Raw genomic sequence first — 22986 nt, forward strand, 5'->3', positions numbered from 1 at the left:
CGTAAAGGTCCTGTCAATAAAACACATCCTGCGGGCCTCAACAACTATCAGTGGGGGATGAGGAAAAATCCCACTGACAGAAGTTTCACTTTATAACCTTAATTTATGACGTTTTTCTCCGCGAAGAAAACCTTCCTTCCACCATGAGGAAATATAATAGCGGCATTTATTAAAAACTTCAGCAGAATCAAGATTATTATGTTTAAACTTCCCCCATTCGATGACATATTCATATAAGTCATTTACGAGCTGTTTCTCTTCATATTGACATCGTCCATTAGCAATTTGCATCGATTCTCCATAATATCCGAAGCGGCTATACCTCGCCCCAAGTAAAAATGCTTCAATTGCAAAATCAACACAGCCGTCTTCTATTGAGTTAGGCTTTATTATTTCATCAAAGTTATGACTAATTTTATGTTTAATTTCGTTTAATGAAAGTTCTTTAAGCATCCTTTTCTCATATTTGAGTTCTTTTTCATGTCGCTTCACTTTTAATGAGATGACATTATCCATCTAAAAGCCCCCCTTAAAACATATTGTTTATCTTAGGGTTTTGTCTCATTCGTTTAGTTACTGCCAAATTTCACCTCAAAAGAAAAAGCCCTCAACGATGGAAGTTGAGAGCCTCGATATATGATTATAAACTGTCTTTTGCATGTTTGAGCATATTTTCAATCACATTACTTATTTCATATGCTTCTTCATTTTTTCGGCTATCTTGATCATTGTCTCTACTTCTTCTTTCCCAGGCATGCCTGTTTGCGCTCCAAGCTTCAATGTTGATAAAGCAGCAGCCGCATTTCCAAACTTACAAGCATCCGGCAATGAGAGACCTCTTCCTAGCGCAACAGCAAGACCACCATTGAATGAATCACCTGCTCCAGTCGTATCAATAGCATTTACTCTAAATGAAGGAATCGTTATTTCCTCGTCTCCCTTATACAGTGAAACTCCTCTGCTTCCTTTTGTTACAATGACTTTTTCTTTTATCTGTTGTTCATTCATTCCCTTTATAAGGAGTGAATGTTCATGTTCATTTGGTGTCAAATAGTCAATTTGTTCGATTAATCCGGCTGGAAGTTCTGTAATTGGAGCGGGATTTAAAATAACAGTCACATTGTTTTCTTTTGCAACCTCTACTGCTTTTTGTACACCTTCGAGTGGAATTTCAAGCTGAAGGATTAAAATATCACTATCAGCAATAATATCTCTCTTTGTTTCAACAAAAGATGCTGTTACATGATTATTTGCACCAGGTACGACGATAATATTATTATCATTGTTATAAACGGTAATAAGAGCAGTACCAGTGGAATCGGTAACCGGTTCTACATTGCTTACATCAATTCCTTCACTCTGCAAATGCTGAAGAAGGTTTTCACCAAAGCTGTCCCTGCCGACACAGCCAATTATTTTAACTTGTGCACCGAGCCTCGCTGCCGCAACCGCTTGATTTGCTCCTTTTCCTCCCGGGTTCATTTTAAACTGCTTCCCTGTAATAGTCTCTCCCATTTCCGGAAGCTTGTCCGTTAATGTTACTAAATCCATATTAATACTTCCAACAACCGTTATTTTCGGATGATTCTCCATACTAATTAACCTCCTCATGTTGATTCCCGCTCCACTAGGTGAACGTCTAATTTATAAAAAATCTCTTCCATTGGCTGCTGTTCAATCAGCTTAACTAACATCGTTAAAGCCGTTTCTCCCAATTCGTAAATTGGCTGTACAATAGTAGTAAGCTCAGGCGTTGTCGCTTCTGATAAACGAATACCGTTAAATCCAATAATTGAAATGTCCTCAGGTACTTTCATCCCAAGCTTATGAACTGCTTTTATTGCACCGATAGCCATTGTATCACTTGCTGCAAAGATACCGTCAATCTCTGGATGCAAACGCAGAAGTTCAGTAGTTGCTTCAATAGAGGAGTGCATATCATAATCTCCATTTACAATATAGCCTTCATGAAACCATTCTTCTTCAGCAACGACATCCATATATCCGGCATAGCGCTCATCTGCATTCACTATTCCGTACGGTCCCCTTAAATGAGCAATTCTCTTACATCCTTTTTCCCTCAAGAAAGAAGAAGCAAGTTTTGCTCCCTTTTTATTATTCACTACAATTGTTGGAAGGTCCTTACTGATCTCCCTGTCAATGCTGACAATTGGGATATTGAGCTTCCTTATTTGATCCATACTTAAAGTATTGGAGAAAACAATAATCCCATCGACATATTTTTGAAGCAATATATCTAGATAACGCTGTTCTTTTTCTATATCTTCATCAGAATTACACAAGATCATAGTATAGCCAAGTTTCATAGCAGTATCTTCCACAGCTTTCGCTAACTCTGGAAAATAGGGATTCGTAATATCCGGCACAATCAGACCAATTGTCTTAGATTGCTTCTTGAATAAGCTTCTTGCGACTTCATTCGGTCTATAATTCAATTCAGCAATAGCCTGTTCCACTTTTTTCCTCGTATCCTCGCTTACATATCCTTTATCATTTAACACTCGGGACACAGTCGCAACAGATACTTCCGAAAGCTTTGCGACGTCTTTTATCGAAGCCATTTTCTTCACTCCAACCCATTAGGTAACCGGTTACATAGAGTTTAATATCAATCATATTTGAAGTCAATAAAACGAGTTAGGAATTAAAATAAAATAATTTCACAATCTCATTTTATCCAGTCTGAAAAATAATATAAAAAAGATTCCCGGACAAATCAGTTGGGAATCTTCACAAAATGTTTTAAGAACTAGGATGTATGTCCAACACCTTTAATAGGCTATAGATGTTTTCCTTTATTCATAATGAGCTTCTTGGACTTTCCAATCACTTTTTGGTGTTTTCGTTAAATAAATCCTTACTTTCACATCTTTCTCTTTACCTTTTATATTTATCGTAAACAGTGATTCACCATATCCATTATTGATTTGAACACTTCCGCTAGGTATAAAACCATATCCCTCTATTCCGCCAGCTTCCTGAATAATTTCCTCGCTGCCTTCAATATAAGTAATAGCTGTCTCATATGCGTCAGTATTTTTTATAGTAAACAATATCGTTGAAATGAATAATAGGATTGAAATAAGTGTCAGTGAAACAATGGCAAAGATCTTCCTCCATACACTCACCTCTGTTACCTTTACAACCACTGTATGAGCTAGTCTATCGCCAAGTCTTTGTTTATCTTTATTCGCTGCTAAAATCAAAAATTCTATTGGCCAAATTATAATTAACAAGTTTCTCAAAAATAATCTAAGTATAGAAGGTACCCTTTCCAGATTCTCCTCATCCCTAATACCTATACCAATAACCCATTTTCCGATACTTGCCCCTTTAATAGAATCTTTTAAAATATAAAGAATAAATCCAATCATTAGCCATACTGCAAAAAATGAAAAAGAAAGTGCACTCTCCATATTTTTTTCATTCATCATAAAAAATATTATAGGAAGAACGATAATAATTGTTAATATAAGATAATCCAAAAGAAATGCTAGTATTCTGTTTTTTCTTGAAGCAAAATTTGTTTCCACCAAAATCATAACCCCCCCTGTCTTGTATTACAATACAAGTGTAAACAAAACAACTCAAGAGAGAAATGGTATAAAGAACCATGCCTTTATAATCAAGAGTCCTTTTTTTCAATAAAAAAAGCTGGTTAAGAGCCTTCTGAAACGCAAAATTAACGTTTTGAAAACTGAGGTGCACGTGCAGCCCTTTAAAACTGTATTTTTACATTCTTTTATGTGTGTATATAATGTAGATATAAAAAGAAACAGCCAATCTGGCAAAACTCTTAACCTCTTTTGGAATATTCCTTTCCCTATAAGAACTCCCATTAGAATAAATTCTTAAAGAATGTATATAGAATTTATTCCTCTTTTAACATCTTCTAACCTTTCATTTATCAAAAACTCTGTGTATTGTATCTATTCATCTGAAGTCCTGCCAAAATTAACTGTATTTCCATCATCATGCTCTTAGTGTTCTTCCCCAGCCAATGCATCTGCTTTCGTTACATGAACAGTACCAAATGGATGGTTAGGAGGAGCATATATCGAGTAAAGCTTTAGTGGAGTATTGCCTGTATTCGTTACATTATGCCATGTTCCGGCAGGTATCATTATTGCAAAATCATCATAAATATTTCTTTTAAAATTTAATTTATTTTTACTCTTACCCATTTGAACAATCCCTCTTCCCTGTTCAACTCGCAGGAATTGATCAACATTAGGATGCATTTCCAAACCTATATCTTCTCCAGCCTTGAGACTCATTAAAGTAACCTGCAAATGCTGTCCTGTCCATAAAGCGGTACGGTAATTATTATTTTGCTCCGTAGCATCCTCAATATTAACAACAAACGGTTTTGGTCCATAATCTTTTAACAAAATACGAGAATCTTCATTGCAAGATCGGAAAGAACCAAATCTGTTTGTATGATCTGCCTCAGCAGGAATGCCCCAATAAAAAGGCTGCCTTCCATAGTTATTCATTGGTACATTAACATAATAAGTATGTGGATATTGATACATATTAGGAATATAGTACACTTTACTCAATCCTTTCACAGCTTTATAAAATTATCCTATGCACTATGTTAAGGGAGTGTACTTAGATTCAAGTTTACTTCATTAAAGAAGTTCAAGAACAGTGAGGTCATTCTGATATACAGAGCACGATGAACATCTATATACATATAACTGTTACACCAAAAGGGAAAAGTATAAGGTACATTGAGTTATGTTAAGTAATTCAGAACCCTTTCCAGACATAAAAAAAAGACCCACAGCCAAATTGGCTGAGAGTCTTTTGAAACGGTAATAAAAATTAACGTTTTGAGAACTGAGGTGCACGACGAGCACCTTTAAGACCTGGTTTTTTACGCTCTTTCATACGAGCGTCACGAGTTAATAAACCAGCGCGTTTTAAAGTTGTGCGGTATTCTGGATCTGCTTCAAGTAATGCACGTGAGATACCATGACGGATCGCACCTGCTTGACCTGCATATCCACCACCTGAAACGTTAACTAAAACATCATAATTACCTGCTGTTTCAGTTAAAGTTAATGGTTGTTTAATATCAGCGATTAAAGCTGCTGATGGAATGTAGTTTTCAATTTCACGTTTGTTAACGAAGATACGGCCTTCACCAGGAACTAAGCGAACACGAGCTACTGAGCTTTTACGACGGCCTGTACCGTAATATTGAACTTGTGCCAAATGTATTACCTCCTTTAATAATTATCCGCGAAGTTCGTAAACTTCCGGTTGTTGTGCTTGGTGTGGATGCTCACTACCAGCGTATACATGTAATTTTTTACCCATTTGTCTTCCTAATGAGCCTTTTGGTAACATCCCTTTAATTGCTAATTCAAGCATTTTTTCAGGGTAGTTTGTACGCATTTCATTAGCTGTTCTAGTTTTTAAACCACCTGGGTAGTTACTGTGACGGTAGTAAATTTTATCTTGAAGTTTGTTACCAGTTAATTCGATTTTTCCAGCGTTGATGATGATTACATTATCACCAGTGTCAACATGTGGAGTATAAGTTGGTTTATGTTTACCACGTAGTACAGATGCTACTTCACTAGCAAGACGACCTAAAGTTTTGCCTTCAGCATCTACTACGTACCATTTACGTTCGATTGTGCTTGCATTAGCCATAAATGTTGTACGCATTTGTATTTCCCTCCTAATTCATTTAAAACAATAAATTCAATTGATTTCTATTTCATAACACGATAAGATTCCGGGGCTTAATCGTGGAGTTGAAATTTCATACCATTAGATATAATATAACGTACGAATACCAATGTCAAGAAAATGTTACACCTGGTTTAGTTGTCATAGTAAACCTTCCATAAAAAAAGGCCGTGTCCAGGTACTGTCTTCCCGCTTAAATTACGGTCTTTTCCATCTATAATATTAGGAATCTCTTGCGGCACTATTATTCCTTGGCCTACATCAAGAAGTGTACCAACAAGAATTCGAACCATATTATATAAAAAACCATTCCCAATAAAACTAAAAACCAGCTCATTATCTACTTCTTCAATTTCTATTTTATGAATTGTTCTAACTCTATCTTCTACTGCTGATTTAGCAGCACAGAAGCTTGTAAAATCATGTGTCCCTTGTAAAAGCTCACATGCTTCTCTCATCGAATGAACATCCAGCTTATATGGAAAATGATAACGATAATTTCTCTTGAAAATATCCGGCTGCTCACTGCGGTCAATTATATAGTGATATTCTTTTGCTTTTGCACTAAATCTTGCATGAAAACCTTCACCTGCTTCCTCTATAAGAGTTACAGAAATATCATCCGGCAGCATTGCATTTAAAGCCTTTTTCCAACGATCAAAAGGAATTGTTAATGAAGTATCAAAATGAACAACCTGACCGACAGCATGAACCGACGCATCTGTTCTTCCTGAGGCATATACCTTTACAGGGTTTTTATGAATCTTTGAAAGCACTGCTTCCAGTTCACTTTGTACTGTCCGCTTATTCGGCTGTACCTGGTAGCCGCTAAATTGTGTGCCATCATATGAAATCGTACACTTTATTTTCATTACTTTCACCTATAACCGAAAATATAGTAAAACAATTGCTAATAATAGAAGTGTAATAATCGTAATTGTATCGAGCATTCCCCATTTTAACTGTCTCAGTTTCGTTCGCCCTTCTCCACCTTTATATCCCCTTGCCTCCATCGCTGTAGCAAGCTCCTCTGCACGTTTAAATGCACTTATAAATAAAGGTATTAACAGAGGTACAACAGCTTTTAATCTATCTTTTAACGGCCCACTCGTAAAATCGACTCCACGTGCCATTTGTGCCTTTAAAATTTTATCCGTCTCTTCCATCAATGTTGGGATAAAACGCAGCGAGATAGACATCATAAGCGCCAGTTCATGGACAGGCAGACGAAGTTTCTTCAATGGATTTAATAATGTCTCCATTCCATCTGTAATTTCAATCGGTGTTGTCGTGAGCGTCAATATTGTTGTCATTAAAATAAGGAATAAAAATCGGAAGGAAATAAATATACCTTGCTTTAACCCCTCTTCATATACTTTCATAAACCCTAAATTTAAAACAACTGCCCCTTCCTTTGTCATAATAATGTGAAGCACAAAGGTGAATAAAATAAGAAAGAGAATCGGCTTTAATCCATTAATCAAAAATCTTGGAGGAAGCTTTGTTAATAAAACAACTGAAAATGTGAAAATACCTAACAGAGAATATGTGATTATATTATTTGCAAAAAAGACGACAAAAACAAAAAGAAAAACGAACAATATCTTTGATCGGGGGTCCATACGATGAATGAGTGATGTGCCTGGCACATATTTTCCAATAATCATACTGTTCATCATGATTTCTCACCAACGTACATAAGCTTTTTCATCTGTTCGACTATATCGTCAGCTGTTAACGATAATTTTTCTAGCTTTACTTGTAATGTCCTCTCTAGCTCATGTTGAAATCTCAATGTCTGCGGTAAGTCGAGACCAAATGAATGTAGCTCTTCCACTGACTGAAAAATCTCCTGAGGTGTTCCCCTTAATTTCATTGTACCCTCATGCATAACAGCAATTTCATCGGCATACTTTGCGGCATCTTCCATACTATGAGTAACAAGTATTGTCGTTCCATTTCTTTCTTTATGCAATTGATAAAATAAATCCATAATCTCGCTTCTTCCTTTTGGATCAAGCCCTGCGGTTGGTTCATCAAGAATTAATATTTCAGGTTCCATTGCAAGAACACCAGCGATTGCTACGCGTCTCATTTGACCTCCGCTTAGCTCAAATGGAGACTTCTCTAAAATATTTTCGGAAAGCCCTACACTTGCTAAAGCTTCTCTCACTTTTTGTTTAGCTTCCTCACGGCTTACACCGAAGTTTATTGGACCGAATGCAATATCTTTTTCAACTGTTTCTTCAAATAGCTGATGTTCAGGAAATTGAAAGACAATGCCGACATGTTTTCTAATCGCTTTTAAATCTTTTTGTTTTTTTCCAGCTTTAATTAAATAGTCTCCAATTTTAACTGTTCCTCTTGTTGGTTTTAATAAGCCATTTAAATGTTGAAGGAGCGTTGATTTTCCCGAACCTGTATGCCCAATAATAGCTAGATAGGTACCTTCCTTCACCGTTATATTCACATCATACAGCGCCAGCCTCTCAAAAGGGGAATGAACTTGATAACGATGTTCTAACTCTTTAATTTCAATGTCCACAGCTCATTCACCAAACTTCCTTCTGTCAGATGATTTTTTGTAATAGGAATTCCAGCTGCTCTTAATTTTTTACTTAAAAGATAAGGAAAAGGTAAATCAAGCCCAATCTCTATTAATTTCTCATCAAGAGCAAATATTTCAGCTGGCGTACCTTCAGCAAATTTCCTACCGTCATTCATTACGATAATACGATCTGCATGTGATGCTTCCTCCAAGTCATGAGTAATGGAGATAACTGTAATGATCCCTTGGTCTTTTAACAGCTTGATCGTTTCAAGCACTTCATTTCTCCCTATTGGGTCAAGCATAGAAGTTGCTTCGTCCAAAATAATAATCGCAGGCTGGACAGCAATTACCCCTGCAATTGCAACACGCTGTTTCTGACCTCCTGAAAGATGGTGTGGTTCTTGATCGAGAAATTGATCCATCTTTACCTTTTCCGTGGCCCATTCAATTCTACGCACCATTTCATCCCTCGGTATGCCGTTGTTTTCCAAACCAAAAGCCACATCATCTCGAACAGTGGTACCTACAAACTGATTATCTGGATTTTGAAAAACCATTCCAACATGCCTTCTAATATCCCAAACCGTTTCCTCTGATAAATTAATACCACAAACATTTACAAATCCGCTCTCAGGAATAATTAAGCCATTTAGTATTCTTGCAAGTGTTGATTTTCCTGAACCATTATGGCCAACAATAGAAAGCCATTCGCCCTTGTTAACAGAGAGGGAAACATTATTTAAAGCAGGCTGGGAATCTGAATGGTAATGAAATGTTACATTTTGAACATCAATAATTGGTTGCTCTATCATCGTTCTCCCTCCCTTTAAATATGTGTGCATGAAAAAAGGGCATAGATTCAGTTTTACAACTGTCCCCGCCCTTGTTAGTAGAAATATATAGTTAAACTAATTCAATGATAACCATTGGTGCTCCATCACCGCGGCGAGGTCCAAGTTTCATAATACGAGTGTATCCACCTTGGCGCTCAGTGTAACGTGGTGCAACGTCAGCAAATAGTTTTTCTAAAGCATATTTCGGTTTTTCTTTATCTTTACCTTCTTCAGAAGTAACTGTAACTACTTCAGCAACTTCATTACGAATAAACGCAGCTGCTTGACGGCGAGCGTGAAGATCACCACGTTTTCCTAAAGTAATCATCTTTTCAACGACTGAACGAAGCTCCTTTGCGCGTGCTTCAGTTGTTTCAATACGTTCTGAAATGATTAAATCTGTAGCTAAGTCACGTAACATTGCTTTACGTTGTGAACTAGTACGTCCTAATTTTCTGTATGACATGAGATGTCCCCTCCTTTGTTGAATAATATATATTTAGTCTCCAATTGAAACATACGAAAACGCTAGTTAACCATATAACTAGTCGTCAGTCGTCTTTCCTGAGACCTAAGCCGAGTTCTTCTAGTTTCGCTTTTACTTCTTCAAGAGATTTACGACCTAGATTACGAACTTTCATCATATCTTCTTCTGTTTTATGAGCAAGCTCTTGTACTGTATTAATGCCAGCACGTTTTAAACAGTTATAAGAACGAACCGATAAATCTAGTTCTTCAATAGTCATCTCAAGAACTTTTTCTTTTTGATCCTCTTCTTTTTCCACCATAATTTCTGCATGCTGAGCTTCATCAGTCAGCCCTACAAAAATATTAAGATGTTCAGTTAGAATCTTAGAACCAAGAGCGATCGCCTCTTTAGGTCCAGTGCTGCCATCTGTCCAAACATCTAGTGTAAGTTTATCATAGTTAGCTACTTGACCTACACGAGTGTTTTCAACTTGATAGGAAACTCTTGCAACAGGTGTGTAAATCGAGTCTATCGGAATAACACCTATTGGCTGATCCTCTCGTTTGTTAGAATCAGCAGGAGTATAACCGCGACCGCGTCTAGCAGTTAATCTCATTCTAAAGCTAGCATTTTTTGCAAGCGTTGCGATATGAAGATCTGGGTTAAGTATTTCTACATCACTATCATGAGTAATATCTGAAGCTGTTACAACACCTTCTCCTTGAACATCAAGTTCTAACGTCTTTTCTTCATCTGAATAGATTTTAAGAGCCAGCTTTTTAATGTTCAGGATGATTGTAGTAACATCTTCAACAACACCCTCAATTGTTGAAAATTCATGTAAAACTCCATCTATTTGGATCGATGTTACAGCGGCACCAGGGAGTGAAGATAAAAGAATACGACGTAAGGAGTTACCCAAAGTTGTTCCATATCCACGCTCAAGTGGTTCGACAACGAATTTACCGTATTTGGTATCCTCGCTGATTTCAACCGTTTCGATTTTTGGTTTTTCAATTTCTATCATCTATAAACCCTCCTTCAAAACGTCGAAACCCCGGCTAGACTACATTACCATTTCGGTCGTCTAACCGAAATTCCCCATTTAAAAGTTCCCGAATGTGCACAACAACGGAGTGATTCTGCTAGAACTTATATACTGTATCATAACCCATTATTGACATGTATACAAAATCTATACAGAAAACTTATACACGACGACGTTTTGGCGGACGGCATCCATTATGCGGAACTGGTGTAACATCTCTAATAGCAGTTACTTCAAGACCAGCAGCTTGAAGAGCACGAATTGCAGCTTCACGTCCTGCACCAGGTCCTTTAACTGTTACTTCTAATGTTTTCATACCATGATCCATAGATGTTTTTGCAGCTGTCTCAGCAGCCATTTGCGCAGCGAAAGGAGTAGATTTACGTGAACCTCTGAATCCTAATGCGCCTGCACTTGACCATGAAATTGCATTACCATGTACATCTGTAATAGTAACAATCGTGTTGTTAAACGTTGAACGAATATGAGCGACTCCGCTCTCAATATTCTTTTTCACACGACGTTTACGAGTGTTTGTTTTACGTGCCATTGATCGTTAACCTCCTTGCTTATTTTTTCTTATTCGCAACAGTACGACGTGGACCTTTGCGAGTACGAGCATTGTTTTTAGTATTTTGACCACGAACTGGTAAACCACGACGATGACGGATTCCACGGAAAGAACCAATCTCGATAAGACGTTTAATGTTTAAAGAAACTTCACGACGAAGATCCCCTTCAACTTTTAACTTATCGATTACATCACGGATTTTACCTAACTCATCTTCTGTTAAATCACGTACACGAGTATCTGCTGAAACACCAGCTTCAGATAATACTTTTTCAGCTGTAGAACGACCGATACCAAAAATATATGTTAACGAAATTACTACACGTTTGTCACGCGGAATATCAACACCAGCAATACGAGCCATTAAGCCTGCACCTCCTTAAAATTAACCTTGTTTTTGCTTATGTTTAGGATTTTCACAAATAACCATTACTTTGCCTTTTCTGCGAATAACTTTACATTTTTCACAAATAGGTTTAACAGATGGTCTAACTTTCATTATTTTCTTACCTCCTTAATAGTACGGAGTGCTATTATTTAAAACGGTACGTAATTCTTCCACGAGTTAAATCATATGGAGATAATTCTACCGTAACTTTGTCTCCAGGTAAAATACGAATGAAATGCATGCGGATTTTTCCAGAAACATGCGCTAAAACTGTATGACCGTTTTCAAGTTCTACCTTGAACATTGCGTTAGGCAACGTTTCAACGACAGTTCCTTCTACTTCAATCACATCATCTTTCGCCATCGAACTTTCTCCCTTCTTCAAATCAGTAAGTTTCAAACATCGATTCTTACGACTAATTCGTCTATACTGTTCTGATCATCCGGAGATTAGCAATCTTAGAAATCATCAATCCTTAAGCCTTTGTTAGAATCTCATAACCAGTTTCTGTAATTGCAACTGTATGTTCAAAATGAGCACACATTTTACCGTCAACTGTTACGACAGTCCAATTATCAGCCAAAGTTCTTACATAGCGGCTACCTGCATTAACCATTGGTTCTATTGCTAGAACCATACCTGGTTTAAGCCTTGGTCCTTTGTTAGGAGGACCATAATGGGGAATTTGCGGATCCTCATGTAAATCTGCCCCTACTCCATGACCAACATATTCTCTAACGATAGAAAAAGAATGCTGTTCAACATAAGTTTGAATTGCATGAGATATATTCGACAATCGCACGCCTGGTTTAGCCTCATTAAGACCTTTATATAAAGATTCTTCTGTTACTTTAAGCAATTCTCGAGTCTCAGAATCAATCTTTCCGACAGGATATGTCCAAGCAGAATCACCATGATAACCATTATATTTTGCACCGATATCAATACTAATTATATCTCCTTCACGTAATACACGATCTCCAGGTATGCCGTGAACGAGCTCTTCATTTACAGAAGCACAGATACTTCCGCGAAAACCATTATACCCTTTAAAAGAAGGAAATGCATCACAACTTATTATAAACTTTTCGGCAATTGCATCCAATTCTTTCGTAGAGATGCCTGGTTCAATATATTTGTTTAAGTGTTCATGTGTCAATGCAACGATGCGACCAGCCTCACGCATAATGTCAAGCTCACGCTCTGTCTTGCATATGATCATTCACTTAAACCTTCGAGCAGTTTCTTTACATCTTCAAACACTTTATGGATGTCTTGTTCACCATTAATATTTTTTAAATAACCTTTTTCACGGTAAAAAGATAGTAATGGTTCTGTTTGCTTAAGATTAACTTCTAATCTGTTTGCAACTGTTTCCTCATTATCATCTGCACGTTGATATAACTCTCCGCCACATTTATCACATACTCCATCAACTGCTGGAGGATTAAATACTAGATGATATGTGGAACCACATTGCTTACAAATACGTCTACCTGTAAGGCGATCCATTAAAATATCTTTATTAACATCAATATTAATGACGTAATCGATTTTTTTATCAAGATCCTCTAAAATGCCTTCAAGAGCATCAGCCTGTGCAACAGTTCTCGGGAAACCGTCTAATAGGAAACCTTTTTCACAATCATTCTTACCCAAACGTTCTCTAACAATACCAATTGTTACTTCATCTGGAACAAGTTCACCTTTATCCATAAACGATTTAGCTTGTAAGCCTAATTCGGTTTCTTCTTTAATAGCAGCTCTAAACATATCTCCTGTTGAGATATGAGGGATCTCGTAACTTTCCACAATACGTTCAGCCTGAGTACCCTTCCCTGCGCCAGGTAGGCCCATTAGTACTAGATTCATTGTATTTGTTTCCCCCTAGAATCTCTAATTACAGAGGGAATGGGATAAACTCCCATAACCTCACTCTTTTATAAAACCACGATAATGGCGTTTAACTAACTGACTTTCGAGTTGCTTCATCGTCTCAAGAGCAACCCCTACGATGATTAGTAAACTCGTTCCGCCAATCTGAGCTGATTGGGGAAGATCGGCAAATTTTATGAAGAAAACAGGGAGAACAGCTATAGCTGCTAAGTAAAGAGAACCAACAAATGTTAAACGATATAGCACTTTCGTAACATATTCTTGTGTGCTCTTACCTGGACGAATACCAGGAATGTAGCCACCTTGTTTCTTCAAATTATCTGCCATTTGTTCAGGATTAACTTGAACAAATGTATAAAAATATGTGAAAGCAATAATTAATGCGACATAGATGATCATACCAATAGGTTGTGTATAATCTAAGTTTTTACTAATCCAGTCTGTTACATCATTTGGACCGAAGAACGCCGCAATAGTTGGCGGTGTTACAACGAACGACACGGCAAAGATAACAGGGATAACACCAGCTGGGTTAACCTTTAATGGCAAGTGTGTCGATTGTCCGCCTGTCATTCCATTTGCACCGTTGGCACGTTTCGCATACTGGATCGGGATCTTGCGAAGCGCCTGCTGCATGAAAATAACACCGACAATAACAGCTAAGATTGCTAATAATAGAATTACAACCGTTACTATTCTTAAGAATAGCTGGTCACCTACATCTTCAAATTGCTGTGCATATATTTGATTAAGAGTTGAAGGCATACCCGCGACAATACCTGCAAAAATGATGATAGAAATACCATTTCCTACACCTTTTGAAGTAATTTGCTCCCCCAACCACATTAAGAATGCAGTTCCTGCTGTTAATACAATCGCAATTAGAAGGTATGTGCTAATACCCGGATTATTTATAAGCCTACCACCAGCCATATTATTAAATCCATAGGACATACCTAACGCTTGGATGAAACCCAATACAATCGTAAAATATCTCGTAAATTGAGCTATTTTACGTCGGCCTACTTCACCTTGCTTAGACCACTCGGTGAACTTCGGTACAACATCCATTTGCAATAATTGCATAATAATTGACGCTGTAATATAAGGCATAATTCCCATTGCTAAGATGGAGAAATTATATAAAGCTCCTCCACCAAATGTATTTATAAGTCCGAATACACTTGCAGCATCCTGTTGACGAAGAACGTCGGCATTTACGTTCGGAACAGGGATAAATGTACCGATTCTAAATACAATTAACATTAAAAGGGTGAAAATGATCTTATTTCGGATATCACCAACGCGCATAAAATTGGAGATTGTTTTTAACATTAGATCACCTCAACTGTACCACCAGCAGATTCAATAGCTTCTTTAGCAGTAGCAGAGAATTTGTTAGCTTTAACAGTAAGTTTTTTCTCTAATTTGCCGTTTCCAAGGATCTTGATTCCAGATTTTGTATTGCTTACAACACCTGTTTCAAGCAATAATTCTGGAGTTACTTCAGTACCTTCTTCAAAACGGTTAAGTTTGTCAAGGTTCACAACAGCATAATCTTTACGATTGATGTTCGTGAAACCGCGTTTAGGTAAGCGTTGGAATAAAGGAGTTTGACCACCTTCGAATCCAAGACGAACTCCACCACCAGAACGAGCGTTTTGTCCTTTATGACCTTTACCAGCTGTTTTACCGTTACCAGAACCGATACCACGACCTACACGGTTACGTGTTTTACGAGATCCTTCTGCTGGTTTTAACTCATGAAGTTTCATCGGGACACCTCCTTAATAATTGTTTTTTGATTATTGTTCTTTAACTGTTACTAAATGTGCAACTTTATTAACCATACCGCGAATCGCAGCATTGTCATCATGTACCACAGTTTGATGTAACTTTTTTAATCCAAGTGTTTTAACAGTAGCACGTTGATCTTGAGTACGACCAATAACACTGCGAGTGAGGGTAATTTCTAACTTTTTCGCCATTGTTTTCCCCTCCTTATCCTAACAGTTCTTCCACTGTTTTTCCACGTAACTTAGCAACTGCTTCAGCACTTTTTAGTTCTTCTAATCCATTAAGTGTAGCACGGATCATGTTGATCGGTGTGTTAGAACCTAATGATTTAGAAAGGATATCACTAATTCCTGCTAATTCTAAAACGGCACGAACAGGACCACCTGCGATAACTCCTGTACCTTCTCCTGCTGGTTTTAGAAGGACGTTACCTGCTCCAAATTGTCCGATGATTTGGTGCGGGATTGATGTACCTACACGCGGTACTTCAATAAGATTTTTCTTAGCATCCTCAATTGCCTTACGGATCGCATCAGGAACCTCTTGTGCTTTACCAGTACCGAAGCCTACATGACCGTTCTTGTCACCAACAACAACTAATGCTGCAAAGCGGAAACGACGACCACCCTTAACAACTTTCGCTACGCGGTTAACGGTAACTACGCGTTCTTCAAGCTCTAATTTGTTTGCATCAATACGACTCATTGTATATGTCCCTCCTTTTACGATTAAAATTGTAGCCCAGCTTCGCGAGCAGCTTCAGCTAAAGCTTTTACACGACCATGATATAAGTATCCTCCGCGGTCAAATACCACAGATTCAATACCCTTCTCTACAGCACGTTTTGCAACAAGTTCTCCAACTTTTTGTGCAGCTTCAACGTTGTTAGTAGATGTTAAGTTTAGATCTTTATCTAAAGAAGAAGCGCTTGCGATTGTAACTGAATTCGTATCATCAATTACTTGTGCATAAATGTGCTGGTTTGAACGGAATACGTTTAAACGTGGACGAGCAGTTGTACCAGATAATTTAGCACGGACACGCGCATGTCTTTTTTTACGAGTCGCATTTTTGTCAGCTTTCGTAATCATCTAAGTCACTCCTTTCTTATCTTCTAAGCGGCATTACTTCGCAGTTTTACCTTCTTTACGACGTACATGTTCACCTTCGTAACGGATACCTTTACCTTTGTAAGGCTCTGGCGGACGTACTTGGCGAATGTTAGAAGCGATTGCTCCAACACGTTCTTTATCAGTACCTTTTACAACGATTTTCGTTTGTGATGGTACTTCGATTTCAACGCCATCTTCTGGAACGATTTCAACTGGATGTGAATAACCAACGTTAAGCACTAGTTTGTTTCCAGATTTAGAAGCACGGTAACCGACCCCGATTAATTCAAGACCTCTTTCAAAGCCTTTAGATACACCTTCAACCATGTTGCCTAAAAGGCTACGAGTTGTACCATGTAGAGCACGGTGCTCCTTCGTCTCAGAAGGACGGCTCACAGTTAATACATTATCTTCTACAACAATTTTCATATCAGGATTAAAAGAACGAGTAAGTTCACCTTTAGGTCCTTTTACTGATACATGATTGTCATCACTGATTGTAATTGTAACTCCAGAAGGAATTTCAATTGGTTTTTTACCAATACGTGACATTCCCTGCACCTCCATTCATCTTAAGCTTATTACCAAACGTATGCTAAAACTTCTCCGCCAGCTTGTTTTGCACGAGCTTCTTTATCCGTTAAAACACCTTGAGAAGTTGAAACGATCGCAATACCTAATCCGTTAAGTACACGCGGTACTTCATCAGCTTTTGCATAAACACGTAGACCTGGTTTAGAAATTCTTTTAAGACCAGTGATTACGCGCTCGTTGTTTGAACCGTATTTAAGGAAAATACGAATGATACCTTGTTTGTTATCTTCAACATATTCAACATCACGAACGAAACCTTCACGTTTTAAAATTTCTGCGATCTCTTTTTTAACTTTAGATGCAGGAAATTCTAATTTCTCGTGACGCACCATATTCGCATTACGAATACGAGTAAGCATATCTGCAATAGGATCTGTCATAACCATATCTTAATTACCTCCTTCCCATTATGGGGTATTACCAACTAGCTTTTTTAACGCCTGGAATTTGACCTTTGTAAGCAAGTTCACGGAAACAAATACGGCAAAGCTTAAATTTACGAAGTACTGAGTGTGGACGGCCACAACGCTCACAACGAGTGTACTCTTGTACTTTAAATTTTTGCGTACGTTTTTGCTTCGCAATCATTGATTTTTTAGCCACAATTTCGCCTCCCTCTACTTAGCGATTATTTTTGGAATGGCATACCAAATTGAGTTAATAGTTCACGAGATTCTTCATCAGTATTAGCAGTCGTTACAATAACGATATCCATACCACGAACTTTTGATACTTTATCATAATCAATCTCAGGGAAGATTAATTGCTCTTTCACACCTAATGTGTAGTTACCGCGACCATCGAAAGATTTTTTTGAAATTCCACGGAAGTCACGTACACGTGGTAAAGAAACAGAAATCAACTTATCAAAGAATTCATACATGCGTTCACCACGAAGAGTTACTTTCGCACCGATAGGCATACCTTCACGTAAACGGAATCCAGCGATTGATTTTTTTGCTCTCGTAATGATTGGCTTTTGGCCAGTAATTCGGCCTAGCTCTTCAACAGCACTATCAAGGGCTTTAGAGTTAGCTACAGCATCACCCACACCCATGTTGATTACGATTTTTTCAAGCTTTGGAGTTTGCATAACAGATTTATAGTTAAACTTGCTCACTAAAGCAGGTGTAATTTCTTTTTGGAATTTTTCTTTAAGGCGGTTCATGTAAATACCTCCCTTCCTTATTTACTATTTATCTAAAGTTTCACCAGATTTTTTTGCTACACGTACCTTTTTGCCATCAACCACTTTGTAACCAATGCGAGTCGGCTCGCCTGATTTCGGATCAAGTGGCATAACATTTGATACATGGATAGGTGCCTCTTGGCTTACGATCCCGCCTTGAGGATTTACTTGAGAAGGTTTAGAGTGTTTTTTCACAATGTTTACACCTTCAACGAGTACTCTGTCTTGTTTAGGAAAAGCTGCAAGGATTACGCCTTGTTTACCTTTATCCTTACCAGAGATAACCATTACTTTATCACCTTTTTTAACATGCATCCTAGTTGCACCTCCTTAGTAAGGCAATCTTTTTCAATTTATAGAACTTCTGGAGCTAAAGAAACAATTTTCATGAAGTTGCTGTCACGTAATTCACGTGCAACTGGTCCGAAAATACGTGTTCCACGTGGACTTTTGTCATCACGGATAATAACACAAGCATTTTCATCAAATTTGATGTAAGAACCATCAGTACGGCGAGCACCGCTCTTAGTACGAACGATAACAGCTTTTACAACGTCACCTTTTTTAACAACGCCTCCTGGTGTTGCTTGTTTAACCGTACAAACAATTACATCACCAATGTTAGCAGTTTTACGTCCGGAACCACCTAATACTTTAATAGTAAGTACTTCACGTGCACCAGAGTTGTCAGCAACTTTCAAACGAGATTCTTGTTGAATCATTCACGTTACCTCCCTTCGGAACTTGATTTCCGAACAATATTAGATAATAACAGCTTCTTCAACGATTTCTACTAGACGAAAACGCTTAGTAGCTGATAATGGACGAGTTTCCATAATTCTCACGACGTCACCAATTTTAGCTTGGTTATTTTCATCATGAGCTTTGAACTTTTTAGAGTACTTTACACGTTTACCGTAAAGTGTATGTTTCTTGTAAGTTTCAACAAGAACTGTGATCGTCTTATCCATTTTATCAGATACAACACGACCAGTGTAAACTTTACGTTGATTGCGTTCACTCATTCCTTTAACCTCCTTTTTGCTTAGCGATTAGTAGCCGCGATTTCCCTTTGGCGGATAACTGTTTTCATACGAGCGATCGATTTACGAACTTCACGAATGCGAGCAGTATTTTCTAATTGTCCTGTCGCTAATTGAAAGCGAAGGTTAAATAACTCTTCTTTAAGAGACTTTACTTTTTGTTCAATTTCAGCAGTGGTAAGGTCACGAATTTCATTAGCTTTCATTTGATTCACCACCAATTTCTTCGCGTTTTACAAACTTAGTTTTCACCGGTAATTTATGAGATGCTAAGCGAAGTGCCTCACGTGCGATTTCTTCAGAAACACCTGCAATCTCAAATAAAACTTTACCAGGTTTAACAACAGCTACCCAACCTTCAGGAGCACCTTTACCGGAACCCATACGAACTTCTAGAGGTTTCGCAGTATATGGTTTTGAAGGAAAGATTTTAATCCAAACTTTACCGCCACGTTTCATGTAACGTGTCATCGCAATACGAGCAGCCTCGATTTGACGGTTCGTGATCCAAGAAGCTTCTGTAGCTTGGATACCGAATTCACCGAAATGTACTTCAGTACCGCCTTTTGCACGACCACGCATTTTTCCACGATGTTCTCTACGATATTTAACGCGTTTAGGTAATAACATATTATTTGCCTCCTTCCTCAGTTTTCTTCTTTGTAGGAAGAACCTCTCCACGATAGATCCAAACTTTAACTCCAAGTTTTCCGTAAGTTGTATCAGCTTCAGCTGTTCCGTAATCGATATCAGCACGAAGTGTATGAAGTGGAACAGTACCTTCACTATAGTGTTCTGCACGAGCGATATCTGCCCCGCCTAAACGACCAGATACTTGTGTTTTAATACCTTGTGCTCCAGCACGCATAGTACGTTGGATTGATTGTTTTTGTGCACGACGGAATGAAACACGGTTCTCTAATTGACGCGCGATATTGTCAGCAACTAATTTAGCATCTAAATCAGCACGTTTGATTTCTAAGATATTGATGTGTACACGTTTGCCAGTTAACTGGTTAAGTGCTTTACGAAGTGCTTCAACTTCAGTACCACCCTTGCCGATAACCATACCTGGTTTCGCTGTGTGGATCGTGATATTAACACGGTTTGCAGCACGTTCGATTTCAATTTTTGAAACAGAAGCATCATTTAAACGTTTTGAAATATATTCACGAATTTTGATGTCTTCATGTAAAAGAGTTGCGTAGTCTTTACCAGCGAACCATTTTGATTCCCAGTCACGAATAACCCCAATACGAAGACCTATTGGATGTACCTTTTGACCCACGAATTATCCCTCCTTCTTTTCTGATACGATAATAGTAATATGGCTAGTGCGTTTGTTGATAGCACTTGCACGACCCATTGCACGTGGACGGAAACGTTTAAGAGTTGGACCTTCGTTTGCATAAGCTTCAGTTACAACTAAGCTATTGATGTCCATTTCATAGTTATGTTCAGCGTTTGCCACTGCAGATTTTAAAACTTTCTCAATAATTGGAGAAGCAGCTTTCGGTGTGTGATTTAAAATCGCAACCGCTTCACCCACTTGCTTGCCTCGAATAAGATCTAATACTAAACGAGCTTTACGAGGAGCAATACGAACTGTTTTTGCGACAGCTTTTGATTGTTGCATTTAAAAGCCTCCTCTCATTAACGTCTTGTTTTTTTGTCATCACTAGCATGACCTTTATACGTACGTGTAGGTGCAAATTCACCTAGTTTATGACCTACCATATCTTCACTAACATATACTGGAACGTGTTTACGTCCATCATAAACTGCGATAGTGTGACCGATGAATTGTGGGAAAATAGTAGAACGGCGAGACCAAGTTTTAATTACTTGTTTTTTCTCACTTTCGTTCATTTTCTCTACTTTACTAATTAAATGATCATCAACGAATGGTCCTTTTTTCAAACTGCGGCCCATAATTGTACCTCCCTTCGCAATTGCGCTACGGTTCTAAGGAACCGTAGTACAACACGGTTATTTTTTACGACGACGTACGATAAACTTGTCAGACTTGTTCTTTTTCTTACGAGTTTTCGCACCAAGAGTTGGTTTACCCCATGGAGACATTGGTGATTTACGTCCAATTGGAGTACGTCCTTCACCACCACCGTGTGGATGGTCATTAGGGTTCATTACAGATCCACGAACTGTTGGGCGTTTACCTAACCAGCGTGAACGACCTGCTTTACCGATGTTGATAAGTTCATGCTGCTCATTACCAACTTGACCTACAGTTGCACGGCAAGTAGCAAGAATCATACGAACTTCACCAGAATTTAAACGTACTAATACGTATTTACCTTCTTTACCTAGAACTTGTGCAGATGTACCAGCAGAACGAACTAACTGTCCGCCTCTTCCAGGTTTTAATTCGATATTATGAATAACAGTACCAACCGGGATATTTTGTAACGGAAGTGCGTTACCTACTTTAATATCTGCTTCAGGTCCTGACATAACTTCTAAACCTACTTGAAGGTTTTTCGGAGCAAGAATATATCTTTTCTCACCATCAGCATAGTTGATTAAAGCGATGTTAGCAGAACGGTTTGGATCATACTCGATTGTAGCAACGCGTCCTGGTATACCATCTTTGTTACGTTTGAAATCGATGACACGATATTGGCGCTTATGTCCACCACCACGATGGCGTACAGTAATTTTACCTTGATTATTACGTCCAGCCTTCTTAAAAAGTGGAGCAAGTAATGATTTTTCCGGTTGATCAGTTGTGATTTCAGCGAAATCAGAAACTGTCATACCACGGCGACCATTTGAGGTCGGTTTGTATTTTTTGATTGCCATATCGGTTTCCCTCCTTTTCTTTTAATTTTAAACTTCGAATAATTCGATTTCGTTGCTTTCAGCAGTTAATTTAATAATTGCTTTACGGCGACGGTTTGTTAATCCAGTGTATTTTCCAACACGTTTGAATTTACCTTTATAGTTCATGATGTTTACTTTTTCAACTTTTACACCAAAGATAGATTCAATCGCATCTTTGACTTCTGTTTTATTAGCTTTAACATCAACTTCAAAAGTGTATTTCTTTTCAGCCATTAAGTCTGTAGAACGTTCAGTAATTACAGGGCGCTTAATAATATCACGAGGATCTTTCATTATGCAAGTACCTCCTCTACTTTTTGCACCGCAGCTTTCGTAATAATAAGTTTATCATGGCTGAGTACATCTAATACGCTAACTCCACCAGCTGTAACAACTTTTACACCAGGGATATTACGTGCAGATAATGCAACGTTTTCGTTTGTATCAGCAGTAACGATTAATGCTTTTTTCTCAACAGAAAGACCTTTTAATACAGAAGTCATGTCTTTTGTTTTTGGAGCATTAAGTGTTAAATCCTCTAAAACAACGATATCGTTATCTTGTACTTTTGATGATAAAGCAGATTTGATCGCTAAACGGCGAACTTTTTTAGGTAATTTATAAGAATAGCTACGAGGTGTTGGTCCGAATACGATACCACCGCCACGCCATTGTGGTGAACGGATAGATCCTTGACGTGCACGACCAGTACCTTTTTGGCGCCAAGGTTTACGTCCTCCGCCAGCTACTTCAGAACGATTTTTTACTTTGTGAGTTCCTTGACGTAAGGAAGCTCTTTGCATGATAACAGCTTCAAATAATACGTGCTCATTAGGTTCGATACCAAATACAGAGTCATTAAGTTCGATTTCTCCAACGTTTTGTCCGCTTTGGTTTAATAATGCTAATTTTGGCATTACCCAATT

Annotated in this window: 39 protein-coding genes; all 39 read right to left on the minus strand. The window is 38.0% G+C overall.

Annotation, left to right across the window (positions count from 1 at the left end):
• Nucleotides 1-90: 90 nt before the first annotated feature.
• Nucleotides 91-516, minus strand: a complete 426-nt coding sequence (locus BFA01S_RS06010; protein WP_066226980.1) for a DUF2521 family protein — start codon at nt 514-516, stop codon at nt 91-93.
• Nucleotides 517-687: 171 nt separating this feature from the next.
• Nucleotides 688-1593 (minus strand): ribokinase, encoded by a 906-nt coding sequence (gene rbsK, locus BFA01S_RS06015; protein ID WP_066226982.1) that lies wholly within the window; start codon nt 1591-1593, stop codon nt 688-690.
• A 14-nt stretch (nt 1594-1607) separates the two neighbouring features.
• On the minus strand, nt 1608-2582 hold the full coding sequence (locus BFA01S_RS06020) for a LacI family DNA-binding transcriptional regulator (RefSeq protein ID WP_066226985.1): 975 nt from the start codon (nt 2580-2582) through the stop codon (nt 1608-1610).
• A gap of 234 nt (nt 2583-2816) precedes the next feature.
• Nucleotides 2817-3554: an RDD family protein gene (locus BFA01S_RS06025; RefSeq protein WP_235842974.1), complete on the minus strand. Its 738-nt coding sequence runs from the start codon at nt 3552-3554 to the stop codon at nt 2817-2819.
• A 447-nt stretch (nt 3555-4001) separates the two neighbouring features.
• The gene (locus BFA01S_RS06030) at nt 4002-4574 is read right to left on the minus strand and encodes a cupin domain-containing protein (protein WP_066226991.1); all 573 of its coding nucleotides are present in this window, start codon (nt 4572-4574) and stop codon (nt 4002-4004) included.
• A 277-nt stretch (nt 4575-4851) separates the two neighbouring features.
• On the minus strand, nt 4852-5244 hold the full coding sequence (rpsI, locus tag BFA01S_RS06035; RefSeq protein ID WP_066226993.1) for a 30S ribosomal protein S9: 393 nt from the start codon (nt 5242-5244) through the stop codon (nt 4852-4854).
• Between the two features lie 21 nt (nt 5245-5265).
• Nucleotides 5266-5703 (minus strand): 50S ribosomal protein L13, encoded by a 438-nt coding sequence (gene rplM / locus BFA01S_RS06040; protein WP_066226996.1) that lies wholly within the window; start codon nt 5701-5703, stop codon nt 5266-5268.
• A 158-nt stretch (nt 5704-5861) separates the two neighbouring features.
• Nucleotides 5862-6599 (minus strand): tRNA pseudouridine(38-40) synthase TruA, encoded by a 738-nt coding sequence (gene truA / locus BFA01S_RS06045; RefSeq protein ID WP_066226999.1) that lies wholly within the window; start codon nt 6597-6599, stop codon nt 5862-5864.
• A gap of 9 nt (nt 6600-6608) precedes the next feature.
• A complete protein-coding gene (locus tag BFA01S_RS06050) occupies nt 6609-7406 on the minus strand; it encodes an energy-coupling factor transporter transmembrane component T family protein (protein WP_066227003.1) in 798 nt (265 codons plus the stop codon).
• The gene (locus tag BFA01S_RS06055) at nt 7403-8272 is read right to left on the minus strand and encodes an energy-coupling factor ABC transporter ATP-binding protein (protein WP_066227004.1); all 870 of its coding nucleotides are present in this window, start codon (nt 8270-8272) and stop codon (nt 7403-7405) included. The genes BFA01S_RS06050 and BFA01S_RS06055 overlap by 4 nt, the downstream gene beginning before the upstream one ends.
• Nucleotides 8248-9090, minus strand: a complete 843-nt coding sequence (locus tag BFA01S_RS06060) for an energy-coupling factor ABC transporter ATP-binding protein (protein WP_066227006.1) — start codon at nt 9088-9090, stop codon at nt 8248-8250. Before BFA01S_RS06060 ends, BFA01S_RS06055 begins: the two co-directional genes overlap by 25 nt.
• A 91-nt stretch (nt 9091-9181) precedes the next feature.
• Nucleotides 9182-9577: a 50S ribosomal protein L17 gene (gene rplQ, locus BFA01S_RS06065; RefSeq protein ID WP_066227009.1), complete on the minus strand. Its 396-nt coding sequence runs from the start codon at nt 9575-9577 to the stop codon at nt 9182-9184.
• Nucleotides 9578-9662: 85 nt separating this feature from the next.
• Nucleotides 9663-10607 (minus strand): DNA-directed RNA polymerase subunit alpha, encoded by a 945-nt coding sequence (locus BFA01S_RS06070; RefSeq protein ID WP_066227014.1) that lies wholly within the window; start codon nt 10605-10607, stop codon nt 9663-9665.
• Nucleotides 10608-10788: 181 nt separating this feature from the next.
• Nucleotides 10789-11178 (minus strand): 30S ribosomal protein S11, encoded by a 390-nt coding sequence (gene rpsK / locus BFA01S_RS06075; RefSeq protein WP_066227016.1) that lies wholly within the window; start codon nt 11176-11178, stop codon nt 10789-10791.
• A 19-nt stretch (nt 11179-11197) separates the two neighbouring features.
• Nucleotides 11198-11563 (minus strand): 30S ribosomal protein S13, encoded by a 366-nt coding sequence (gene rpsM, locus BFA01S_RS06080; protein ID WP_066227018.1) that lies wholly within the window; start codon nt 11561-11563, stop codon nt 11198-11200.
• Nucleotides 11564-11584: 21 nt separating this feature from the next.
• Nucleotides 11585-11698 (minus strand): 50S ribosomal protein L36, encoded by a 114-nt coding sequence (gene rpmJ / locus BFA01S_RS06085; RefSeq protein ID WP_003156543.1) that lies wholly within the window; start codon nt 11696-11698, stop codon nt 11585-11587.
• 34 nt (nt 11699-11732) lie between these two features.
• Nucleotides 11733-11951, minus strand: a complete 219-nt coding sequence (infA, locus tag BFA01S_RS06090; protein ID WP_003348578.1) for a translation initiation factor IF-1 — start codon at nt 11949-11951, stop codon at nt 11733-11735.
• Nucleotides 11952-12063: 112 nt separating this feature from the next.
• The gene (map, locus tag BFA01S_RS06095) at nt 12064-12810 is read right to left on the minus strand and encodes a type I methionyl aminopeptidase (RefSeq protein ID WP_066227021.1); all 747 of its coding nucleotides are present in this window, start codon (nt 12808-12810) and stop codon (nt 12064-12066) included.
• Nucleotides 12807-13460 carry an adenylate kinase gene (locus BFA01S_RS06100; RefSeq protein ID WP_066227025.1) on the minus strand — a complete coding sequence of 218 codons (654 nt, stop codon included), beginning with the start codon at nt 13458-13460 and terminating at the stop codon, nt 12807-12809. The genes map and BFA01S_RS06100 overlap by 4 nt, the downstream gene beginning before the upstream one ends.
• 60 nt (nt 13461-13520) lie before the next feature.
• The gene (secY, locus tag BFA01S_RS06105) at nt 13521-14819 is read right to left on the minus strand and encodes a preprotein translocase subunit SecY (protein ID WP_066227027.1); all 1299 of its coding nucleotides are present in this window, start codon (nt 14817-14819) and stop codon (nt 13521-13523) included.
• A complete protein-coding gene (gene rplO, locus BFA01S_RS06110) occupies nt 14819-15259 on the minus strand; it encodes a 50S ribosomal protein L15 (protein ID WP_066227029.1) in 441 nt (146 codons plus the stop codon). Before rplO ends, secY begins: the two co-directional genes overlap by 1 nt.
• A gap of 30 nt (nt 15260-15289) precedes the next feature.
• Nucleotides 15290-15472, minus strand: a complete 183-nt coding sequence (rpmD, locus tag BFA01S_RS06115) for a 50S ribosomal protein L30 (protein ID WP_066227032.1) — start codon at nt 15470-15472, stop codon at nt 15290-15292.
• Between the two features lie 13 nt (nt 15473-15485).
• Nucleotides 15486-15986 (minus strand): 30S ribosomal protein S5, encoded by a 501-nt coding sequence (rpsE, locus tag BFA01S_RS06120; protein ID WP_066227035.1) that lies wholly within the window; start codon nt 15984-15986, stop codon nt 15486-15488.
• A gap of 23 nt (nt 15987-16009) precedes the next feature.
• Nucleotides 16010-16372 carry a 50S ribosomal protein L18 gene (rplR, locus tag BFA01S_RS06125; RefSeq protein WP_066227038.1) on the minus strand — a complete coding sequence of 121 codons (363 nt, stop codon included), beginning with the start codon at nt 16370-16372 and terminating at the stop codon, nt 16010-16012.
• A 33-nt stretch (nt 16373-16405) separates the two neighbouring features.
• Nucleotides 16406-16945: a 50S ribosomal protein L6 gene (rplF, locus tag BFA01S_RS06130; RefSeq protein ID WP_066227041.1), complete on the minus strand. Its 540-nt coding sequence runs from the start codon at nt 16943-16945 to the stop codon at nt 16406-16408.
• Nucleotides 16946-16974: 29 nt separating this feature from the next.
• The gene (gene rpsH, locus BFA01S_RS06135; protein ID WP_066227044.1) at nt 16975-17373 is read right to left on the minus strand and encodes a 30S ribosomal protein S8; all 399 of its coding nucleotides are present in this window, start codon (nt 17371-17373) and stop codon (nt 16975-16977) included.
• A gap of 31 nt (nt 17374-17404) precedes the next feature.
• The gene (rpsN, locus tag BFA01S_RS06140) at nt 17405-17590 is read right to left on the minus strand and encodes a 30S ribosomal protein S14 (protein WP_010285078.1); all 186 of its coding nucleotides are present in this window, start codon (nt 17588-17590) and stop codon (nt 17405-17407) included.
• 25 nt (nt 17591-17615) lie between these two features.
• The gene (gene rplE, locus BFA01S_RS06145; protein ID WP_066227046.1) at nt 17616-18155 is read right to left on the minus strand and encodes a 50S ribosomal protein L5; all 540 of its coding nucleotides are present in this window, start codon (nt 18153-18155) and stop codon (nt 17616-17618) included.
• Nucleotides 18156-18179: 24 nt separating this feature from the next.
• On the minus strand, nt 18180-18491 hold the full coding sequence (gene rplX, locus BFA01S_RS06150) for a 50S ribosomal protein L24 (protein ID WP_066227049.1): 312 nt from the start codon (nt 18489-18491) through the stop codon (nt 18180-18182).
• A gap of 38 nt (nt 18492-18529) precedes the next feature.
• Nucleotides 18530-18898, minus strand: a complete 369-nt coding sequence (gene rplN, locus BFA01S_RS06155; protein ID WP_066227052.1) for a 50S ribosomal protein L14 — start codon at nt 18896-18898, stop codon at nt 18530-18532.
• A gap of 39 nt (nt 18899-18937) precedes the next feature.
• Nucleotides 18938-19201, minus strand: coding sequence for a 30S ribosomal protein S17 (gene rpsQ / locus BFA01S_RS06160; protein ID WP_066227055.1), 264 nt, complete (start codon nt 19199-19201; stop codon nt 18938-18940).
• 20 nt (nt 19202-19221) lie between these two features.
• Nucleotides 19222-19425: a 50S ribosomal protein L29 gene (gene rpmC, locus BFA01S_RS06165; protein WP_066227058.1), complete on the minus strand. Its 204-nt coding sequence runs from the start codon at nt 19423-19425 to the stop codon at nt 19222-19224.
• The gene (rplP, locus tag BFA01S_RS06170; RefSeq protein WP_066227061.1) at nt 19415-19849 is read right to left on the minus strand and encodes a 50S ribosomal protein L16; all 435 of its coding nucleotides are present in this window, start codon (nt 19847-19849) and stop codon (nt 19415-19417) included. The genes rpmC and rplP overlap by 11 nt, the downstream gene beginning before the upstream one ends.
• A gap of 1 nt (nt 19850) precedes the next feature.
• Nucleotides 19851-20507, minus strand: a complete 657-nt coding sequence (rpsC, locus tag BFA01S_RS06175) for a 30S ribosomal protein S3 (protein ID WP_066227064.1) — start codon at nt 20505-20507, stop codon at nt 19851-19853.
• A 3-nt stretch (nt 20508-20510) separates the two neighbouring features.
• On the minus strand, nt 20511-20855 hold the full coding sequence (gene rplV / locus BFA01S_RS06180; protein ID WP_066227066.1) for a 50S ribosomal protein L22: 345 nt from the start codon (nt 20853-20855) through the stop codon (nt 20511-20513).
• A 17-nt stretch (nt 20856-20872) separates the two neighbouring features.
• Nucleotides 20873-21151, minus strand: a complete 279-nt coding sequence (gene rpsS, locus BFA01S_RS06185; RefSeq protein ID WP_066227069.1) for a 30S ribosomal protein S19 — start codon at nt 21149-21151, stop codon at nt 20873-20875.
• A gap of 57 nt (nt 21152-21208) precedes the next feature.
• Nucleotides 21209-22039, minus strand: a complete 831-nt coding sequence (gene rplB, locus BFA01S_RS06190; RefSeq protein ID WP_066227072.1) for a 50S ribosomal protein L2 — start codon at nt 22037-22039, stop codon at nt 21209-21211.
• Between the two features lie 27 nt (nt 22040-22066).
• Entirely contained in the window at nt 22067-22354 is a 288-nt protein-coding gene (gene rplW / locus BFA01S_RS06195; RefSeq protein ID WP_066227074.1) for a 50S ribosomal protein L23, read from the minus strand.
• The gene (gene rplD / locus BFA01S_RS06200) at nt 22354-22977 is read right to left on the minus strand and encodes a 50S ribosomal protein L4 (RefSeq protein ID WP_066227077.1); all 624 of its coding nucleotides are present in this window, start codon (nt 22975-22977) and stop codon (nt 22354-22356) included. Before rplD ends, rplW begins: the two co-directional genes overlap by 1 nt.
• Nucleotides 22978-22986 lie beyond the last annotated feature (9 nt).

The organism is Metabacillus fastidiosus NBRC 101226 (assembly GCF_001591625.1).
Lineage (GTDB): Bacteria > Bacillota > Bacilli > Bacillales > Bacillaceae > Metabacillus > Metabacillus fastidiosus.

What these genes read in the sequence shown, in the direction of transcription:
- rplW (WP_066227074.1), bottom strand. Translation starts at nt 22,354, where the DNA reads ATGAAAGATCCTCGTGATATTATTAAGCGCCCTGTAATTACTGAACGT.
- secY (WP_066227027.1), bottom strand. Translation starts at nt 14,819, where the DNA reads ATGTTAAAAACAATCTCCAATTTTATGCGCGTTGGTGATATCCGAAAT.
- BFA01S_RS06050 (WP_066227003.1), bottom strand. Translation starts at nt 7,406, where the DNA reads ATGATGAACAGTATGATTATTGGAAAATATGTGCCAGGCACATCACTC.
- BFA01S_RS06020 (WP_066226985.1), bottom strand. Translation starts at nt 2,582, where the DNA reads ATGGCTTCGATAAAAGACGTCGCAAAGCTTTCGGAAGTATCTGTTGCG.
- rpmD (WP_066227032.1), bottom strand. Translation starts at nt 15,472, where the DNA reads ATGGCGAAAAAGTTAGAAATTACCCTCACTCGCAGTGTTATTGGTCGT.
- map (WP_066227021.1), bottom strand. Translation starts at nt 12,810, where the DNA reads ATGATCATATGCAAGACAGAGCGTGAGCTTGACATTATGCGTGAGGCT.
- rpsE (WP_066227035.1), bottom strand. Translation starts at nt 15,986, where the DNA reads ATGAGTCGTATTGATGCAAACAAATTAGAGCTTGAAGAACGCGTAGTT.
- infA (WP_003348578.1), bottom strand. Translation starts at nt 11,951, where the DNA reads ATGGCGAAAGATGATGTGATTGAAGTAGAAGGAACTGTCGTTGAAACG.
- rplR (WP_066227038.1), bottom strand. Translation starts at nt 16,372, where the DNA reads ATGATTACGAAAGCTGACAAAAATGCGACTCGTAAAAAAAGACATGCG.
- BFA01S_RS06060 (WP_066227006.1), bottom strand. Translation starts at nt 9,090, where the DNA reads ATGATAGAGCAACCAATTATTGATGTTCAAAATGTAACATTTCATTAC.
- rpmC (WP_066227058.1), bottom strand. Translation starts at nt 19,425, where the DNA reads ATGAAAGCTAATGAAATTCGTGACCTTACCACTGCTGAAATTGAACAA.
- rbsK (WP_066226982.1), bottom strand. Translation starts at nt 1,593, where the DNA reads ATGGAGAATCATCCGAAAATAACGGTTGTTGGAAGTATTAATATGGAT.
- BFA01S_RS06100 (WP_066227025.1), bottom strand. Translation starts at nt 13,460, where the DNA reads ATGAATCTAGTACTAATGGGCCTACCTGGCGCAGGGAAGGGTACTCAG.
- rplN (WP_066227052.1), bottom strand. Translation starts at nt 18,898, where the DNA reads ATGATTCAACAAGAATCTCGTTTGAAAGTTGCTGACAACTCTGGTGCA.
- rpsQ (WP_066227055.1), bottom strand. Translation starts at nt 19,201, where the DNA reads ATGAGTGAACGCAATCAACGTAAAGTTTACACTGGTCGTGTTGTATCT.
- truA (WP_066226999.1), bottom strand. Translation starts at nt 6,599, where the DNA reads ATGAAAATAAAGTGTACGATTTCATATGATGGCACACAATTTAGCGGC.
- rplE (WP_066227046.1), bottom strand. Translation starts at nt 18,155, where the DNA reads ATGAACCGCCTTAAAGAAAAATTCCAAAAAGAAATTACACCTGCTTTA.
- rplX (WP_066227049.1), bottom strand. Translation starts at nt 18,491, where the DNA reads ATGCATGTTAAAAAAGGTGATAAAGTAATGGTTATCTCTGGTAAGGAT.
- rplV (WP_066227066.1), bottom strand. Translation starts at nt 20,855, where the DNA reads ATGCAACAATCAAAAGCTGTCGCAAAAACAGTTCGTATTGCTCCTCGT.
- rplO (WP_066227029.1), bottom strand. Translation starts at nt 15,259, where the DNA reads ATGAAACTTCATGAGTTAAAACCAGCAGAAGGATCTCGTAAAACACGT.
- rplB (WP_066227072.1), bottom strand. Translation starts at nt 22,039, where the DNA reads ATGGCAATCAAAAAATACAAACCGACCTCAAATGGTCGCCGTGGTATG.
- rpsK (WP_066227016.1), bottom strand. Translation starts at nt 11,178, where the DNA reads ATGGCACGTAAAACAAACACTCGTAAACGTCGTGTGAAAAAGAATATT.
- BFA01S_RS06070 (WP_066227014.1), bottom strand. Translation starts at nt 10,607, where the DNA reads ATGATAGAAATTGAAAAACCAAAAATCGAAACGGTTGAAATCAGCGAG.
- rpmJ (WP_003156543.1), bottom strand. Translation starts at nt 11,698, where the DNA reads ATGAAAGTTAGACCATCTGTTAAACCTATTTGTGAAAAATGTAAAGTT.
- rplQ (WP_066227009.1), bottom strand. Translation starts at nt 9,577, where the DNA reads ATGTCATACAGAAAATTAGGACGTACTAGTTCACAACGTAAAGCAATG.
- rplP (WP_066227061.1), bottom strand. Translation starts at nt 19,849, where the DNA reads ATGTTATTACCTAAACGCGTTAAATATCGTAGAGAACATCGTGGAAAA.
- rpsS (WP_066227069.1), bottom strand. Translation starts at nt 21,151, where the DNA reads ATGGGCCGCAGTTTGAAAAAAGGACCATTCGTTGATGATCATTTAATT.
- rpsH (WP_066227044.1), bottom strand. Translation starts at nt 17,373, where the DNA reads ATGGTTATGACAGATCCTATTGCAGATATGCTTACTCGTATTCGTAAT.
- rplF (WP_066227041.1), bottom strand. Translation starts at nt 16,945, where the DNA reads ATGTCACGTATTGGTAAAAAACCAATTGAAATTCCTTCTGGAGTTACA.
- BFA01S_RS06010 (WP_066226980.1), bottom strand. Translation starts at nt 516, where the DNA reads ATGGATAATGTCATCTCATTAAAAGTGAAGCGACATGAAAAAGAACTC.
- rpsM (WP_066227018.1), bottom strand. Translation starts at nt 11,563, where the DNA reads ATGGCTCGTATTGCTGGTGTTGATATTCCGCGTGACAAACGTGTAGTA.
- rplD (WP_066227077.1), bottom strand. Translation starts at nt 22,977, where the DNA reads ATGCCAAAATTAGCATTATTAAACCAAAGCGGACAAAACGTTGGAGAA.
- rplM (WP_066226996.1), bottom strand. Translation starts at nt 5,703, where the DNA reads ATGCGTACAACATTTATGGCTAATGCAAGCACAATCGAACGTAAATGG.